The organism is Psychroserpens sp. NJDZ02 (genome assembly GCF_004843725.1).
Classification (GTDB): domain Bacteria; phylum Bacteroidota; class Bacteroidia; order Flavobacteriales; family Flavobacteriaceae; genus Olleya.
Window position 1 is genome coordinate 4,091,852 of sequence record NZ_CP039451.1, and the last position, 17,406, is coordinate 4,109,257.

Consider the following 17,406-nt stretch of genomic DNA (forward strand, 5'->3'; position numbering starts at 1 on the left):
TCACACATACTTAAACTGTAATCTACATAATGGTTATTACTATTAAAACGGTGGCATGTCTCCCGTATAGTAATATTCAAACTCTACAACCTCCCCTGTAGTTAAAGTATCACGTCCAATAAGATAATAGGTTGTTCCAACATGTAAACTAGAATAGGACTTTGCTGAAATAAAAGTTATAGGATCTCCTGATTTATAAACTTTCACAGACTTTACATCTGGTGAATCATACTCCGAAGCTTCATTTAAAACTAGACTATAATTTCTAAATCTTAAGTTTATTGCATTCCAACGTATTGTCGCTACATCTTTAAGTTTAAAAGGTCGATTTAAAATTTTAGAATAACGCTCGTCTTCAGAAACCTCTTTTTTACTCTCATATAGTAAAGCATAAAACCCACCACTAACTATTAAAACAAAAAAGAGAAGTATAGCGATAACAAGTTTTTTAACTGATATAGACGTATTAGACATGAATCATCAGTTATTACACTGTTAGATGTGCAACGATATCCTTAACCGGTAATATTGCTTTAGTATGCTCAATACTTGGTCCTGCAACCCAAACGGTTTTATACGTTGCTTTTTTAGCTGCATTTTCTGTGGCTTTCATCCCTATTGAAAAACGAATCATTTTAACCCACTTTTTAAGTTTTTTGTTTTTATTTAAAACACGTTCTATCCAAGTTTGCTTCGTTCCGATCTTTTGTACGTAAGGTGTATTGATTACTGTACAAGGCGTCCCAGAAATACGTTCTGTCATGATAATATCCTTTTCTCCGTAATCTACGCAAGCCTGCTTATACTCATCAGTCACTCCTGCTTCTATAGAAGCAATAAATGGACTCCCTACAGATACGCCTTCTGCACCGTAGCTTATCATTTTATCAATATCCGCTTTACAACCTACACCTCCTGCAGATATAACTGGAATTGTTAGCGCTTGGCTTAACTGATTAGTTAGCTCTTGAGGGGTTAAGTTTCCTCTATGTCCACCAGCTTCGTTATTAACAGCAATAGCTGCGTCTGCTCCTAGCTGTTCCACCTTTTTAGCAAAACGTAAATCAGTAACATCGCAAAATACTTTTATTCCTGATTTATGTGCTTGCTTAATAGTTTCTTCTGGGCTACCTAAAGATGTAATAATAAAATCGCAACCTTCTTCACACAGTACCCTAAGTTGCTCTTTATATTTAATATTTGATTTATTAACGATTAAGTTAAAACCAAAGGATCCTCCTTCTACCTTATTAGCTTTCAATTCTATTATAGCAGCTCGTAACTGATCTAATGTTCTATAATTAAGCGCAGGAATACATCCTGCTATTCCGGCTTTCATACCTTCTGTAACCATTGCTACATTAGACACCAAAAACATTGGCGCTTGTATGATTGGATATTTTATATTTAAAAGCTGAGTTAATTTAGTTTCCATTTTTCAAGTATTGTTATACTCACAAATATAAACAATAATTTACTATGCATGCATAGTTTTTTTTTGAATTACTAGATTGTAGTAAGGTTATATATTACAACATCCAATACTTCACTAATGACTTTAAACTTAATAGAGCGCATTTTATAAATCTTAAACAAAAAAAACGCAATCAAATTAATGATTGCGTTTTTTTATAATATGATTCTAAAACTACTTCAGAAAGACGTTATTATTTTACTTCTTCGAAATCTACATCTTCAACATCACTGTTTTCAGTTGTATCTGCTCCTGCATCAGGACCTGGTTGACCAGCTTGTCCATCTGCTTGTGCTTTGTACATTTCTTCACTTGCTACTTTCCAAGCTTCGTTAATTTTTTCTAACGCTGGAGCAATAACTGCTACATCTTTAGATTCGTAAGCTGCCTTTAATTCAGTTAAAGCTGCTTCGATTGGTGCTTTTTTATCATCAGATAATTTCTCACCAAATTCTTTTAATTGATTTTCTGTTTGGAAAATCATAGAATCAGCTTCATTTAAAGTCTTAGCATTTTCAGCTGCTTTAGCATCTGATTCAGCATTTGCTTCAGCATCAGCTTTCATTTGCTTGATTTCTTCTTCAGTTAAACCAGAAGATGCTTCAATACGAATATCTTGTGTTTTTCCTGTAGCTTTATCTCCTGCAGATACTTTAATGATTCCGTTAGCATCAATATCAAAAGTTACTTCAATTTGAGGTACACCTCTTTGTGCTGGTGGTAAACCATCTAAGTGAAAACGTCCAATTGTATTGTTATCTGCAGCCATAGCACGTTCACCTTGTAAAACATGAATTTCTACTGAAGGTTGGTTGTCTGCTGCTGTAGAGAATACTTGAGACTTTTTAGTTGGGATTGTTGTATTTGCTTCAATTAACTTAGTAAATACGTTACCCATAGTTTCGATACCTAATGATAAAGGTGTTACGTCTAAAAGTAATACATCTTTTACATCTCCTGATAATACTCCACCTTGGATACCTGCTCCTAAAGATACAACCTCATCTGGGTTAACACCTTTTGAAGGTGCTTTTCCAAAAAATGCTTCTACTGCTTTTTGTACTGCTGGGATACGTGTAGATCCACCTACTAAAATAACTTCGTCAATATCAGATTTTGATAAACCTGCTGCTTTTAAAGCTGTTTGACAAGGCTCGATAGTACGTTTTACTAAATCGTCAATTAACTGCTCAAATTTAGAACGTGTTAATGTACGCACTAAGTGTTTTGGTCCACTTGCAGTAGCTGTAATATATGGTAAATTAATTTCTGTTTGCTCAGAAGAAGATAATTCAATCTTCGCTTTTTCTGCTGCTTCTTTAACACGTTGTAAAGACATTGGATCTTTTCTTAGATCAATACCTTCTTCTCCGTTAAATTCGTCAGCTAACCAATCTATAATTTTTTGATCAACATCATCACCACCTAAGTGTGTATCTCCATCTGTAGATAACACTTCAAATACACCATCTCCTAATTCAAGGATAGATACATCATGTGTTCCTCCACCAAAATCAAATACAACTATTTTTTGGTCAGTACCTTTCTTGTCCATTCCGTAAGCTAAAGCTGCTGCTGTTGGCTCGTTTATGATACGACGTACTTTTAAACCTGCAATTTCTCCTGCTTCTTTAGTTGCTTGACGTTGTGAGTCATTAAAATAAGCTGGTACAGTAATAACTGCTTCAGTTACATCTTGACCTAAATAGTCTTCAGCAGTTTTCTTCATTTTTTGAAGGATCATAGCTGATAATTCTTGAGGCGTATATAAACGACCATCAATATCTACACGTGGTGTATCATTATCACCTTTAACTACTTTGTAAGGTACACGTTCTGCTTCTTTTTTAGACTCAGAATACTTGTTACCCATAAAACGTTTAATTGAATAAACCGTTTTTGTAGGGTTAGTTACTGCTTGTCTTTTTGCTGGATCACCAACTTTAATTTCGCCTCCTTCAACAAAAGCGATAACTGAAGGTGTTGTACGTTTACCTTCTGCGTTTGGGATCACAACTGCTTCATTACCTTCCATTACAGAAACGCAAGAGTTTGTTGTTCCTAAATCGATTCCAATAATCTTACTCATAATTTTATATAATTTAAATTTTGTATTGTAATTGTTACGATATCAGTAAGTCAATGATTATGCCAAGACAATCGGACTGACATGATGGCAGAATCTAATTAAATATCAACCCTCTTTTAACTTTTATATCTGTCGCAAAAAACTATATTTGTCGCTTAATACTTAAACGATTTCGTAATATGGAGTGTATTTCTGTTTTTGACATGCTAAAGATTGGTGTTGGCCCATCTAGTTCTCATACTTTAGGTCCTTGGCGTGCTGCAGAGCGTTGGATTTATGAACTTAAAGCAGCTAACCTTTTTGATAGTGTTCAACGCGTTCGTATAGATTTATACGGCTCTTTGTCTCTAACAGGAAAAGGTCATGCTACAGATTTAGCAGTTATGCTTGGTCTAAGTGGTGCTGATCCAGAAAGAATACCCACAGATACTATTGATATTATAATAGCGTCTATTACCAATACGGAGAAACTCGTACTGAATAACGAACGTATTATCTCTTTTGATAAAAAACAAGACATCGTCTTTAACCGTGCCTTTTTACCCTTTCACTCTAACGGAATTACATTTACCGCTTTCGCTGAAAACGAAATCCATACCTCTACCTTCTACTCTATTGGTGGTGGATTTGTTGTTAAAGAAGAACGTACGGTCGATGCCGAAAATAAAGAACTTAAAAAAGAATTCCCCTTTCCTATTGATAAAGCTACCGAGCTGTTAGCCTTTTGTCAAAGTGAAAACAAAACCATATCAGAAATTGTTTTAGAAAACGAACGCTCTCTTAGAACGGACGAAGAAATAGACTTTGAGTTACATCGTATTTGGGATACCATGCTAGACTGTATGTTTACAGGCTGTCATACGGAAGGTAATTTACCTGGAGGACTAAATGTTAGAAGACGTGCTTTTGATACGCACAAACGTTTAAATATAGAAGTCCCTTACACCACACCACAAGAATGGTTAGAAAGTATTAGACATAGTGAAGTCAAATTTAGACAAATATTAAAATGGGTAAGCTGCTTTGCTTTGGCGGTAAACGAAGTTAATGCTGCTCTTGGTCGTGTAGTTACTGCACCAACTAACGGAAGTGCTGGTGTTATACCATCTGTCTTAATGTATTACTTAGTTATAGAAAACCATGACGCTGGTTTTAAAGAAATCAAACAATTTTTACTAGTTGCTAGCGAGATTGGAAGCATCTTTAAAAAAGGAGCAACAATTAGCGCAGCAATGGGCGGCTGTCAAGCCGAAATTGGGGTATCTTCTGCTATGGCAGCAGCAGCTTTATGTGATTTATTGGGCGGCTCTACAGAACAAGTCATGATTGCTGCAGAAATTGCTATGGAACACCACCTAGGTTTAACTTGTGACCCTATTGGTGGTTTAGTACAAATCCCATGTATAGAGCGTAACAGTATGGGAGCTATTAAAGCCATTAATGCGGCAGAATTAGCTTTAGATACCGATCCTAAAAATGTCAAGGTACCTTTAGATAAAGTGGTAGACACCATGTGGGAAACCGCAAAAGATATGAATACTAAATATAAAGAAACCTCTGAAGGTGGTTTAGCGGTACGTGTAAGCCTTTCTGATTGCTAGATTTAGATTATTAAAGGCTTCAGAAAATTTATTACGTCACATGAATTCTAATATTATCCTAAAAAAGAAGTAAGCCTTTAGTATACGTACTAATTTTAGTATTTTTACAATATATATTAAACTATAAAAATATGTCTGTAGCAAAAAAAGAATATAAAAGAGTAACTGTTAAGTCTTTAGTCGAAATGAAGAAAAATGGAGAGAAAATTTCCATGTTAACAGCTTACGATTATACTATGGCTAAAATAGTTGATGGTGCTGGTACAGATGTTATTTTAGTAGGTGATTCTGCAAGTAATGTAATGGCTGGTCATGAAACAACATTGCCTATTACTTTAGATCAAATGATATATCATGCCTCTTCTGTGGTGCGCGCTATACATCGTGCGTTAGTGGTTGTCGATTTACCTTTTGGAAGTTACCAAAGTGATCCTAAAGAAGCCTTACGCTCTGCTATTAGAATCATGAAAGAATCTGGTGGACATGCCGTAAAAATGGAAGGTGGTAAAGAAGTTAAAGAATCTATCAAGCGTATTTTAAATGCTGGAATTCCTGTCATGGGACATTTAGGATTAACGCCTCAGTCTATATACAAATTTGGAACATACACCGTACGTGCTAAAGAAGACCAAGAAGCTATTCAACTTAAAGAAGATGCTTTAATGTTAGAGAAGGCAGGCTGTTTTGCTATTGTATTAGAAAAAATACCTGCTAAATTAGCGCAAGAAGTTGCAGAAAGTGTTTCTATTCCTGTTATCGGAATTGGTGCTGGTGCTGGTGTTGATGGTCAAGTGTTAGTTACACATGATATGATTGGTATGACACACGAGTTTAATCCAAGATTTTTACGTCGTTACATGAATCTTTACGAAGACATGACTAATGCCATGAAGCAATACGGAGAAGATGTCAAAAGTGGCGACTTCCCTAGTGACAAAGAACAGTATTAATTTAACTTTTAGCTTATTGCTATTGGTTTTTAGTTTATAATTTGTGTCCAAAATAATTTCAAATAAAGACAACCTACAAGTCATCTACGAGGATAACCATATCATCGTCGTAAATAAACGTGCAGGCGATATTGTACAAGGCGATAAAACAGGAGACAAACCATTAAGTGATGTTGTTAAAGGATTTATTGCTGACAAATATAACAAACCGGGCAAGGTCTATTTAGGCACCGTACACCGTTTAGACAGACCAACTACAGGTTTGGTTATCTTTTCAAAAACAAGTAAAGCCCTACCCCGTTTAAATAAGTTATTTGTATCCAAAGAAATTTCTAAAACCTATTGGGCTTTAGTTAAAAATAAACCCGAAAAAGAAGCTAATACTTTAATCCATTGGCTAAAAAAGAATCCTAAAAATAATAAGTCTACCGCTTATATAAAGGAAATTCCAGAAAGCAAAAAAGCCATTCTGCATTACAAAACCATCAAGAAATTAGATAATTATTATCTGTTAGAAGTTAACCTAGAAACGGGGCGCCATCATCAAATACGCGCGCAACTCTCTAGTATTGGTTGTCCAATAAAAGGTGATTTAAAATATGGTTTTGATCGCAGTAATAAAGACGCTAGTATTAGTTTACACGCCAGAAACATCAAATTTATACATCCAGTCTCTCTAGACGATTTAAACATAACAGCGCCCTTACCTAAGGATCCTATTTGGGACGCTTGTCTTTAATATTAGGGCGTTACCACAAAGGTCGTATTTAAATTTATCCTGAGCGCAGTCGGAGGGTTGTAGCTTTTTTTTGCCATTTATGACAGAAAAAAGGATGCCATTACCACCAATAACGCAACACTAGCAAACTAATAAAATACATTATCTTTATATAAAAACATTCATATGATTCCGGAATTACTAAACGATCAAAAAAGTTATTTTAAAACAGGTGAAACGTTAAGTATCACCTTTAGGAAAACACTATTAAAAGCACTTTTAAATCAATTAGTAGCAAGAGAGCAAGACATTACTGATGCGCTATATAACGATTTTAAAAAACCAGAATTCGAATCTGTCTTAACGGAAACAGCTATTGTTATTCAGGATTTAAAACACACCATTAAAAAGCTAAACAAATGGGCAAAACCTAAACGTGTGTTTCCTGCGTTATTAAACTTTCCGTCTTCGGATTATTTGTATACAGAACCTTATGGAAGTGTTTTAGTTATCGCACCGTGGAATTATCCCTACCAATTAGCATTAGCACCTTTAGTTGGCGCCATTGCTGCGGGAAACACTGTTATTTTAAAACCAAGCGAATTAACGCCACATACTTCGGCCTTAATTAATGACATTATTAAATCCGTATTTAAACCCGAACACGTTACCGTTGTAGAAGGTGGCGTTGACACCTCTACTAAATTACTAGAACAACACTGGGATTACATCTTCTTTACAGGTAGTGTTAACGTTGGTAAAATTGTAGCCAAAGCTGCTGCTGTTAACTTAACACCAACTACTTTAGAATTAGGCGGAAAAAACCCATGTATTATTGATGATACTGCTAATATTAAACTAGCCGCAAAACGCATTGTTTGGGGTAAATTTGTTAATGCAGGACAAACGTGTATTGCTCCTGATTATATTTTAATTCATCATTCTAAAAAAGACGCGTTTTATAAAGCTATGAAACATGAGGTTGAATTAGCGTATTCTACAACACCACAACAATCTAAAGATTTTGCACGTATTATCAACCTGAAAAATTTTGAGCGTTTATCTAAAATGCTAACCAATCAAAACTGTATTATTGGTGGTCAAATAGATGCTGACACGTTATACATCGCCCCCACTGTTATTGACCATCCGACGCTTGATAGCGAAGTCATGAAAGACGAAATATTTGGTCCTATTCTCCCAGTAATTTCTTATCAAAATGATTCGGAATTAGAAGCTATCATTTTGTCTTATAACAAACCATTAAGCTTGTATGTGTTTGGCACAAATTCCGCGAAAGCGAAACAATTAATACAAAAATTCTCTTTTGGAGGTGGCTGTATAAACGACACAATAGTACACTTTGCTAATCATAGATTACCATTTGGAGGTGTAGGAAATAGTGGTCTTGGGGCTTATCATGGACACTATACCTTTGATACGTTTAGTCATAAAAAAGGAGTAGTTAAAAAAGCGAATTGGTTAGATGTACCCGTACGTTATGCGCCTTATAAAGGAAAGCTTGACTTTGTTAGACGTTTTTTGAAGCACCTATAATTACACTCTTATGTTCTGTAAGGATACGTTAAGGAAAGTAGAACGCCTTCTCCTATTTTAGAACTATAATTTAACTCAGCCTGTATTAATTCTGATCTACTTTTAATATTTATTAATCCAGAACCTTGTTCAATCGTTTTATGGTCAAAACCAATACCATCGTCTTGTAATACCAATTGTAATGTACTTTCAGAAAAATCTGCTGTAATGGATAAATTACTAGCTTTGCCGTATTTAACCGTATTAGAGATAAATTCTTGAACTATTCTAAACAATAGTATACCATCTTTTGGCTGGTTAAATTGATCCGAAAAACCAGTTGTACAAAAAGAAGCGTTCAATAATTTTAATTTATTTAAACGCTCGACTTCACTATTAACAGATTGCACAAATCCCCTATTTAATATCACATCACTATTTAGTGTTTTAGATAATAAACGTAACTCTGTCAACCCTTGTTTAACTGCATTTTTAGTTTCGGTAAAGGATTCTTTAATATCATCTGGTACTTTGGTATTCAGTACACTCATATTCATGTTAGCAACCGATAAAATTTGTCCTACATTATCATGTAATTCTTGACCTATGTTCTTAAGGGTTTGCTCTTGTATTTCTATTTGTGCATTAGTTAACTCTGCTTCAAATGCCTTTTGTTGTCTGATTTTATCTAAAATAAGTAAATTCTTCCTTTTTTGAAAGACCATAAAAAACAAGATAATAAGTGTACAGACGACCAGTAATATACCAATCATATAAATTAGTAAATAGCGCTCTGAACTAGTAGACATTGGTGCGCCTAAACTTTGAATTTGTATCATTAAATTAGTCATAGTCTTTTACTTTATAAACTTCGATGGTTAAGATTAATTAGTATTAAAAATAGATATAATAGTTTTTTTAAGCTCCAAACTTATTTCTGCTTTGCGAAATAACTCATACAAATAACAAAAATGTAGTTACAATCAAAATTTCAGCAGTATAAACATAACTTAACTATTTGTAAAATGATATTCTTCTGTAAATAAAAATCTAGTTTTATTCCTATAATTATGTTTTCATACGTAATTCCGGTTTTGAAACTATTAAACCCACAGTAAATGTAAGATACATCGTGAATATTACTGCTATATTTATATACGATCTGAGCAGAACATAATTTAAATCAGCTTTAGTATAATAAATCTCATAAAAAACTAATGGTGTTTTTATTAACCAAAAAAACAAAATAGCACAAGCAATATAAAAGTTTAATGACTTATGAAAATTAAGAATCGCATCACTTTGAAGTATTTCAAAAAAATAAAAAAAAGCACATTGTAGTATTATAATACCTCCACAAATATATATAATAGGGAATGAACCTTTAAAAAAGAAGTCTAAATTAGTCAATATTGTAAAAACAGATATGCCTAAAAAGACATATGTCGAATATTTTAATATTGTAATATTAACTATGCTTTTTAAAATCCTCTGAAAATAACAACTAAAAAAAATTACAGCACAAATTTTCCACATTATTGTATACAACCAATAATTTCGTTCAAATATTGTTCCTTTTAGAAAGTACAAAAAACCATCATCTATATATAATGTGTATCGACCAACTGTTGATAATAAAACAACATAACATAAAAACAAAATAAAATATTTAGCAATTGTTTGACTATATTTTTTGTAAAGTATTAAGCCCGTAACAGCTGCTAAAATCTCTACAAATAGTACTAAATCAATATAATATTGGAATATAAAATCTTTCAATCTATCTATTGTTGAGGATATGCTGCTGTAGGAGGGTATCCTGCAAGTCCATCATCTAGACCATCAGCCTTTAAGATATCATAGCTCCTATTTTTTTTCTGATTAAGTTCTGTAGGCACCATAAAAATAGTTGTATGTCCGCCTTTCCCTACAGATGTATCAACGCCTAGATAAAAACGTAATCCATTAGCATTTGGATGTGATGTTTTTACACTATCTATAAAATTGGTTAAATCCTCCAAAGAATACCATGACGAGCGATTATCTCCCGCATTACAAGCGACTTGATCGTTAGTCGTTTTTCTTAAATTGGTCCAATTCTCACTTAATTTCTCCGCTTCTTGCGCACTAATAATACCTCTAGGTGGTGTTGACATTGTTTCTTTTGACATGGGTGATTTTTTTAATAGTTAAAAATAGTTAAAATAAAATTACGTAACTATCCCCAAAAATTAAACCTAAACAAAGGTTTCCTATGTTATTCATGATGTTAGTTTTATTGGTTAATAGCGTCGTAAAGTAATAAAAACTATTCCATTTTAACAACTATTATCTTAGTTATCCCAACCAACCATCTCTATCTAAACTTCGGTACTGTATAGCCTCACTAATATGAGTCCCTTTTACATCTATACTTTCTTCCAAATCGGCAATGGTTCTTGCCACCTTTAAAATCCTGTCATACGCTCTTGCTGAAAGGTTTAAACGTTCCATTGCTGTTTTTAATAATTGTTTAGAAGCCTCTTCTAGTTTACAATACACTCGGATTTGCTTGGTTGACATTTGTGCATTATAATGTACATTATCAAATGTTTCAAAACGAGTAGTCTGTATTTTCCGAGCTTTAGTCACCCGTTTTCTGATATCTACTGACGATTCTCCTTTACGTTCTTCAGATAGTTTTTCAAAAGGTACCGGTGTCACTTCTATATGAATATCTATTCTATCTAAAAGCGGTCCTGATATTTTACTTAAATAACGTTGCATCTCTGCAGGACTACTAGTTACAGGTGCACTTGGATCGTTAAAATAACCGCTAGGACTTGGATTCATACTAGCAACCAACATAAAAGATGAAGGATACGTTACTGTAAATCTTGCTCTAGAAATAGTCACTTCTCTATCCTCCAACGGTTGCCGCATCACTTCTAAAACACCACGTTTAAATTCTGGCAATTCATCCAAAAATAAAACGCCATTATGAGATAACGATATTTCTCCTGGCTGTGGATACGCCCCACCGCCTACTAAAGCGACGTCACTAATTGTGTGGTGTGGACTTCTAAACGGTCTTTGCGACATTAAACCTGTATCTTTAACACGTCCCACGACACTATGTATTTTTGTGGTTTCTAAAGCTTCATGTAAGGTCATTGGAGGTAATATGCTAGGCAAACGTTTGGCTAACATTGTTTTTCCTGCTCCAGGAGGTCCTATTAATATAATATTATGTCCACCTGCTGCTGCAATTTCCATGCAACGTTTAATACTTTCTTGCCCACGTACATCGCTAAAATCGAATTCTGGAAAATCCAAATTCTTTTCAAACTCTTCACGAGTATTAATGATGGTTTGCTCTAAAGGTTCGCCTTTATCAAAGTATTTAATGACTTGACTAATATTGTCTACACCATACACTTCCAATCCATCAACAATCGCAGCTTCCTTTACGTTTTGAATAGGTAGTATAAAACCTTTATAACCTTCTTCTCTTGCTTTAATTGCAATTGGCAAAGCCCCTTTTATAGGTTGTAAGCTTCCATCTAAGGATAATTCGCCCATGATTAAGAAGTCTTCTAAATTATCTGCTGCAATTTGTTTAGACGCCGTTAAAATACCCATTGCCAACGTCAAGTCATAAGCAGAACCTTCTTTACGAAGGTCTGCTGGTGACATATTGATAATTATTTTTTTTCCTGGAATTTTATAACCATTATTCTGAAGTGCTGCCGCAATCCTAAAATTACTTTCTTTAATCGCATTATCAGGTAGTCCAACAAGATGGTAGCCGATACCACTATCTATATTTACTTCTACTGTTACTGTCGTAGCCTCAACGCCAAAGACCGCACTTCCAAAAACTTTTTTAAGCATAAAATGGTTGGTTTAGATACTAAAAGTAGGAAAAAGATTCAAGACATTACTTTAAAATTGAAAACTCTATTTCAGAATCGTTATAAACTTTATGTGTTTGTGCTTTAAAATCGGACGCTTTTGCTTCAAAAATATTATCGACATACGTCTGTGGATTGATATCTATATAAGGAAAAAAGGTACTTTGTACTTGCACCTGTATTTTATGTCCTTTTTTAAAGGTGTGCAATATATCTTGCAATTTAATATTCACTGCTGTTTTTTGATTTGGTACAAACGGTTCTGGACTACTCATACTATTTCTAAAACGTCCACGCATGGTTTCGCTTCTAATTAGCATATGATAATTACTTAATTTTAAATGGTCCTGTACATCGTCTGTGTTTTCTGTATCACCTGGAAAAACATCAATAACTTTAACAATCCAATCGGCAGATGTCCCCGTTGTTGACACTTGTAATTTAGCTAAAATCTCTCCTGCTAAAGTAATGTCGTTTTCTAAGACTTCAGTTTCAAAAGTCAAAACATCAGGACGTCTTGATGCAAAACGCTGATCGTCGGTCATAAACTTACGTGGTGTAAATACCACTTTTATATCCTCAGAATATGGTACAGGCTTTTTGGGATCACTAATAAAATCGCTAGTCGCTATCATACGATTTGCTTTTTGCGTTAAACGTTGATCTGGTTGCATAAAATAGCTTTCTTTAACGCTGTTTTCTGGTGGCCAAGCCGTAAAATCTGACCATTTTTTTGTTCCTGTATTAAAAAAGTGAGCTTCTGGTAAATCCACTGTACCATCTGCTTTTTCTTTTAAGAAATGATTAAAGAACTTCGTTTCAATATTTTTTTGAAAGTAATCCGAAATACTATCTCCAAAATGAATATTACCGACTACTTGACGGTCACTATTTCTTGCCCAATCCCCATGACTCCATGGTCCAAAGACAACACCGTTATAGTTTTTACTGTTTTTTTCAATCGACTTATACGTATTAAATGGTCCATACAAATCTTCAGCATCAAATAAGCCTCCTACAACTAAAGTCGCTGGTTTAATATCTTTTAAATGTTGTAGAATACCTCTACTCTGCCAGAATTCGTCATAATTTGGATGGCTTTGGATTTGATTCCAAAAAACATTGTCACCTTTAAAATATGAATTCAAATTACTAAGTGGACCAGCATCTAAAAAGAATTGATATTGATCTTCTGTTCCTAGTTTTGGAAACTCGTACCAAGACTCTGTAACTGGTTTATCTTTCATGTAACCAAACAGAGTCGTTGCTCTCCAGTAACTTAATAAAAAAGCACCATTATGGAAAAAATCATCAAAAAAGAAATCACTAATACAAGCCTGAGGCGACGCTGCTTTTAAAGCAGGATGCCCAGATAATGTAGAATAAGTCGCGTAAAACCCAGGATAAGAAATTCCCCAAGTCCCCACATTACCATTAGTATTATCTACATTATTTACTAGCCAGTCTATAGTGTCATACGTATCACTAGCCTCGTCAAACTGTTTGCCTGTTTTATTAGGTATAAACGGTCTCATGTTATCATAAACCCCTTCACTATTCCAACGCCCTCTAACATCTTGATACACTATAATATTACCTTCTCTCATTAAATATTGATTAGGTCCTATTTTAGATTTAAACTCGGCAGCTCCATAAGGTCTGCAACTGTAAGGTGTACGTTGCATTAAAATCGGATACTGCTTAGAGGTGTCTTTAGGCGAATAAATAGTGGTGTGTAATTTTATACCGTCACGCATAGCAATAGAGACTTCTTTTTTATTGTAATGTTCTGCAACAATAAAAGTGTCTTTTGCTGTTTCGGTGTTAGTGGTGTCTAATTTTAGTTGGTCTTTACAAGACGAAAATATTAGCGTTATGGCTAATAAAAGAAGGATACGTTTCATTAATTTTTGATTTTAAAAAAACTAAAGATAGGTATTTTATTACTAAACTGAAACTAGAGCTTTACGCTATAAATTAGTAATAAACTGAAGCATACGTTTTTCTGAATAATAGGTATTCTGTTCATCATGAAAACCAACATGTCCACCATATTTAGGCATTTCTAAATAAAAATTAGGGTTTTGCTCTGCTTCATGAATTGGGTAACATTCTTTTGATAAAAAAGAATCGTTTTGTGCATTTATTAATAAAGTAGGAATTGAAATGTGTTTTAAATACTGTAGACTACTAGATTGCTCGTAATAATCATAAGCATCTTTAAACCCATGTGCTTTTGAGGTATACACATCATCAAAATCTTTTAAAGTTTTGACAGCACTTAAATCTTCATTGTTTATTTTCTGCGGAAATAACTCTTGTTTCTCTACTAATTTACTTCTTAAATCCCTTAGAAACTTTTTGGAATACACATAGTTTTTAGAGGACATTAAGCGCTCTAAAGACCCTCTTAAATATACAGGAACAGAAACTGTTACCGCTGCTTTTATTTGTTTTGGTAAATCTGATGTTTCTCCTAAATATTTTAAAATAACATTACCACCCAAGCTAAAACCATTTAGGTAGATCGTATCATAATCAAACTGAGTCGTAATGTGTTTTATAACTGAAGCTAAGTCGTCAGTCTTTCCTGAGTGATACGATTGAAAGGTTTTATTTACCTCTCCACTACACCCTCTAAAATTGACACAAACGGCATCCATATTGTTTTGGTTAGCCATTTTAGCTGAACCCAGCATATAATGGCGTTGTGCATTGCCTTCTAAACCATGTAAAACCACAAGTAATTGTTTTGTCTTATTGCCAGCATAACTCCAATCTAAGTCTATAAAATCTGTATCTGGTAAAGTAATACGTTCTCGTTTTTGAGTTACGCCTTTTACTTTACGTAATACACCTGAATAGATAGTAGAAATATGCCCATTTCTGAACATAAATTTGGGTTTGTATGTGGTTTTTAAGATTGGCATTTATTGAATGTCTTTTTTTTGTTTTTATTTTTAAAATTCTGTCACATTCGACGTTGTCTAAATGCTATAAACCTAAAATCTCAAGTTTTCGACTGCGCTCAAAATGACAACTATTTAGCGACTCAAATAATATTTATTTTAAAACTGTTACATTGAGCGTTGCCGAAATGCTACAAAACCTAAAATCTTAAGTTTTTCGACTGCGCTCAAAATGACAATTGTTAAGCTACTCAAATAATACTTATTTTTAAACTGTCACATTGAGCGTAGTCAAAATGCTATAAAACCTAAAATCTCAAGTTTTTCGACTGCGCTCAAAATGACAATTGTTTAGCCACTCAAGTAATACTTATTTTTAAACTGTCACATTGAGCGTAGTCGAAATGCTATAAAACAAAAGATCATAATGTTTTTCGACTGCGCTCAAAATGTCAACTATTTAGCGACTCAAGTAACACTTATTTTAAAACTGTCACATTGAGCGTAGTCGAAATGCTATAAAACCTAAAATCTCAAGTTTTTGGACTGCGCTCAAAATGTCAACTATTTAGCTACTATAAAAGCACTAAACCTCTACACTAGTAAATTCAAACTTTCCGCCATCAAACAAGCCTTTGTCGCTTAATTTTAATGAAGGAATAACTAATAATGCCATAAAAGACAAGGTCATGTACGGCGCATTTAATGTTGTCCCCAATTGTTTGGCAAACGCATCCAATTCCGCGTAAGCGTGACCAATAGTTTCGGCATTTTTATCACTCATAATTCCAGCCACAGGAAGCGATACTATTTTTTGATCTGTATCAGAAACCGCACAAATCCCACCTTTGTTTTCAATTATTAAATTAACTGCTTTACAAATCGCTTCATCGCTAACACCAACTGCAATTATATTATGAGAATCATGTCCAACAGAACTTGCAATGGCACCTTCTTTTAAACCAAAGTTTTTAATAAATGCTAACGCTGGGACATCGTTTTTATAACGGTTTACGACAGTCATTTTTAAGACGTCAGTCGTTGTATTTGATACTAAATTCCCGTTTTGGATTGTTGCTTCTTCAACTAATTGATTAGTTACCAATTGTCCTTCTAAAGCTTCAATAACGCGTATTTGTTTTGCTGTACTTTCGACTTTAAAGTCTTCAACCGTTTTAATTTCCGTATCAAAATTATTCAGATTTTCAAACGCAACGTGCTTAATTAAAGACATTCCATTATCAAACACTAACTCACCATTTATATAAGTCTGTATAGTTTTAAAATGTTTTAAATCTTCAACAATAATAAAATCGGCGACATCATCTTTTTGTAATAATCCAACATCTAAATTATAATGTTTTACAGGATTGATACATGCGGCTTGCAACACTTTAAATACATCCATGTCTTTAGCAACTGCTCTAGCACAAAGTGCATTTATATGATTTAACAACAAATCGTCAGGATGTTTGTCGTCACTACAAAACATTATGTTTTGATAATGCTCAGGTAATAAATCTATTAACGCTTCAAAGTTTTTAGCTGCACTACCTTCTCTAATCAAGATTTTCATTCCCTTTTGAAGCTTTTCTAACGCCTCGTCATAGGTAAAACACTCGTGATCTGTACTAATTCCTGCATTGATATATTTAGTAACATCATCACCTCTTAAACCAGGTGCGTGACCATCTACGGGTTTGTTATAGTGTTTGGCCCAAGCAATTTTTTTAAGTACTTCCTCATCATCAAACAATACACCCGGATAGTTCATCATTTCGGCTAAATACTTAATATCTGGATTAGCCATAAGCGTTTTAATATCATCCGAATCTATAACTGCTCCAGCCGACTCAAAAGTAGTGGCTGGAACACAACTTGGAGCTCCAAAATTGAATTTAAAGGGTGTTTTTTTACCGTTTTCAATCATAAACTCCACTCCTGCAACACCTAATACATTCGCAATTTCATGCGGATCACTAACTGTAGACACTGTACCATGTTTAACTGCTATTTTAGCAAACTCTGATGGTACTAACATCGAGCTTTCAATATGTATATGTGCATCTACAAAACCTGGTAAAATGTATTGTTTTACATCGTGTTCTTTTTCTGTGATAGATTGTATTTTACCTGAATCAATAGTGATCTCTCCACTAAAAATACGTTTGTTTTGTATGTCTACTATTTGTCCTTGTATTGTTTTCATGTTGTACTATCTAACAGTAAAAAAAAT

Annotated in this window: 14 protein-coding genes; 4 read left to right on the forward strand and 10 right to left on the reverse strand. The window is 33.9% G+C overall.

Annotated elements, in window-relative coordinates; translation table 11 throughout:
• Positions 1-42: 42 nt before the first annotated feature.
• From E9099_RS18020 to dnaK, 3 genes are all read right to left on the reverse strand, one after another.
• The gene (locus E9099_RS18020) at positions 43-474 is read right to left on the reverse strand and encodes a hypothetical protein (protein ID WP_136584896.1); all 432 of its coding nucleotides are present in this window, start codon (positions 472-474) and stop codon (positions 43-45) included.
• Between the two features lie 13 nt (positions 475-487).
• Complete coding sequence (locus E9099_RS18025; protein ID WP_136584897.1) at positions 488-1,435, reverse strand: NAD(P)H-dependent flavin oxidoreductase; 948 nt, start codon at positions 1,433-1,435, stop codon at positions 488-490.
• A 232-nt stretch (positions 1,436-1,667) separates the two neighbouring features.
• Entirely contained in the window at positions 1,668-3,563 is a 1,896-nt protein-coding gene (dnaK, locus tag E9099_RS18030; protein ID WP_136584898.1) for a molecular chaperone DnaK, read from the reverse strand.
• A gap of 179 nt (positions 3,564-3,742) precedes the next feature.
• Between dnaK and E9099_RS18035 the strand changes: the two genes are divergently transcribed.
• The 4 genes from E9099_RS18035 to E9099_RS18050 all read left to right on the forward strand — a co-directional run bounded on the left by E9099_RS18035 (position 3,743) and on the right by E9099_RS18050 (position 8,389).
• Complete coding sequence (locus E9099_RS18035; protein WP_136584899.1) at positions 3,743-5,164, forward strand: L-serine ammonia-lyase; 1,422 nt, start codon at positions 3,743-3,745, stop codon at positions 5,162-5,164.
• A 131-nt stretch (positions 5,165-5,295) separates the two neighbouring features.
• Positions 5,296-6,114: a 3-methyl-2-oxobutanoate hydroxymethyltransferase gene (gene panB, locus E9099_RS18040; protein WP_136584900.1), complete on the forward strand. Its 819-nt coding sequence runs from the start codon at positions 5,296-5,298 to the stop codon at positions 6,112-6,114.
• 43 nt (positions 6,115-6,157) lie between these two features.
• Positions 6,158-6,853 (forward strand): RluA family pseudouridine synthase, encoded by a 696-nt coding sequence (locus tag E9099_RS18045; protein ID WP_136584901.1) that lies wholly within the window; start codon positions 6,158-6,160, stop codon positions 6,851-6,853.
• 165 nt (positions 6,854-7,018) lie between these two features.
• Entirely contained in the window at positions 7,019-8,389 is a 1,371-nt protein-coding gene (locus E9099_RS18050; RefSeq protein WP_136584902.1) for an aldehyde dehydrogenase, read from the forward strand.
• 8 nt (positions 8,390-8,397) lie between these two features.
• Here the strand turns inward: E9099_RS18050 and E9099_RS18055 are convergent, their stop codons facing one another.
• From E9099_RS18055 to ade, 7 genes are all read right to left on the reverse strand, one after another.
• The gene (locus E9099_RS18055) at positions 8,398-9,219 is read right to left on the reverse strand and encodes a sensor histidine kinase (protein WP_240788921.1); all 822 of its coding nucleotides are present in this window, start codon (positions 9,217-9,219) and stop codon (positions 8,398-8,400) included.
• Positions 9,220-9,436: 217 nt separating this feature from the next.
• Positions 9,437-10,147 carry a hypothetical protein gene (locus E9099_RS18060; protein ID WP_136584903.1) on the reverse strand — a complete coding sequence of 237 codons (711 nt, stop codon included), beginning with the start codon at positions 10,145-10,147 and terminating at the stop codon, positions 9,437-9,439.
• A 5-nt stretch (positions 10,148-10,152) separates the two neighbouring features.
• Complete coding sequence (locus E9099_RS18065) at positions 10,153-10,539, reverse strand: hypothetical protein (RefSeq protein ID WP_136584904.1); 387 nt, start codon at positions 10,537-10,539, stop codon at positions 10,153-10,155.
• Between the two features lie 166 nt (positions 10,540-10,705).
• Complete coding sequence (locus E9099_RS18070) at positions 10,706-12,241, reverse strand: YifB family Mg chelatase-like AAA ATPase (protein WP_136584905.1); 1,536 nt, start codon at positions 12,239-12,241, stop codon at positions 10,706-10,708.
• Positions 12,242-12,287: 46 nt separating this feature from the next.
• Positions 12,288-14,165 (reverse strand): CocE/NonD family hydrolase, encoded by a 1,878-nt coding sequence (locus E9099_RS18075; protein WP_136584906.1) that lies wholly within the window; start codon positions 14,163-14,165, stop codon positions 12,288-12,290.
• A 66-nt stretch (positions 14,166-14,231) separates the two neighbouring features.
• Complete coding sequence (locus tag E9099_RS18080; protein ID WP_136584907.1) at positions 14,232-15,191, reverse strand: YheT family hydrolase; 960 nt, start codon at positions 15,189-15,191, stop codon at positions 14,232-14,234.
• A gap of 565 nt (positions 15,192-15,756) precedes the next feature.
• Positions 15,757-17,379, reverse strand: coding sequence for an adenine deaminase (gene ade, locus E9099_RS18085; protein ID WP_136584908.1), 1,623 nt, complete (start codon positions 17,377-17,379; stop codon positions 15,757-15,759).
• Positions 17,380-17,406: the final 27 nt, after the last annotated feature.

Excerpts from the sequence above, each read along its gene's own strand:
- E9099_RS18065 (WP_136584904.1), bottom strand. The coding sequence starts at position 10,539 with ATGTCAAAAGAAACAATGTCAACACCACCTAGAGGTATTATTAGTGCG.
- panB (WP_136584900.1), top strand. The coding sequence starts at position 5,296 with ATGTCTGTAGCAAAAAAAGAATATAAAAGAGTAACTGTTAAGTCTTTA.
- E9099_RS18075 (WP_136584906.1), bottom strand. The coding sequence starts at position 14,165 with ATGAAACGTATCCTTCTTTTATTAGCCATAACGCTAATATTTTCGTCT.
- E9099_RS18050 (WP_136584902.1), top strand. The coding sequence starts at position 7,019 with ATGATTCCGGAATTACTAAACGATCAAAAAAGTTATTTTAAAACAGGT.
- E9099_RS18080 (WP_136584907.1), bottom strand. The coding sequence starts at position 15,191 with ATGCCAATCTTAAAAACCACATACAAACCCAAATTTATGTTCAGAAAT.
- E9099_RS18025 (WP_136584897.1), bottom strand. The coding sequence starts at position 1,435 with ATGGAAACTAAATTAACTCAGCTTTTAAATATAAAATATCCAATCATA.
- E9099_RS18035 (WP_136584899.1), top strand. The coding sequence starts at position 3,743 with ATGGAGTGTATTTCTGTTTTTGACATGCTAAAGATTGGTGTTGGCCCA.
- E9099_RS18055 (WP_240788921.1), bottom strand. The coding sequence starts at position 9,219 with ATGACTAATTTAATGATACAAATTCAAAGTTTAGGCGCACCAATGTCT.
- dnaK (WP_136584898.1), bottom strand. The coding sequence starts at position 3,563 with ATGAGTAAGATTATTGGAATCGATTTAGGAACAACAAACTCTTGCGTT.
- E9099_RS18020 (WP_136584896.1), bottom strand. The coding sequence starts at position 474 with ATGTCTAATACGTCTATATCAGTTAAAAAACTTGTTATCGCTATACTT.
- ade (WP_136584908.1), bottom strand. The coding sequence starts at position 17,379 with ATGAAAACAATACAAGGACAAATAGTAGACATACAAAACAAACGTATT.
- E9099_RS18070 (WP_136584905.1), bottom strand. The coding sequence starts at position 12,241 with ATGCTTAAAAAAGTTTTTGGAAGTGCGGTCTTTGGCGTTGAGGCTACG.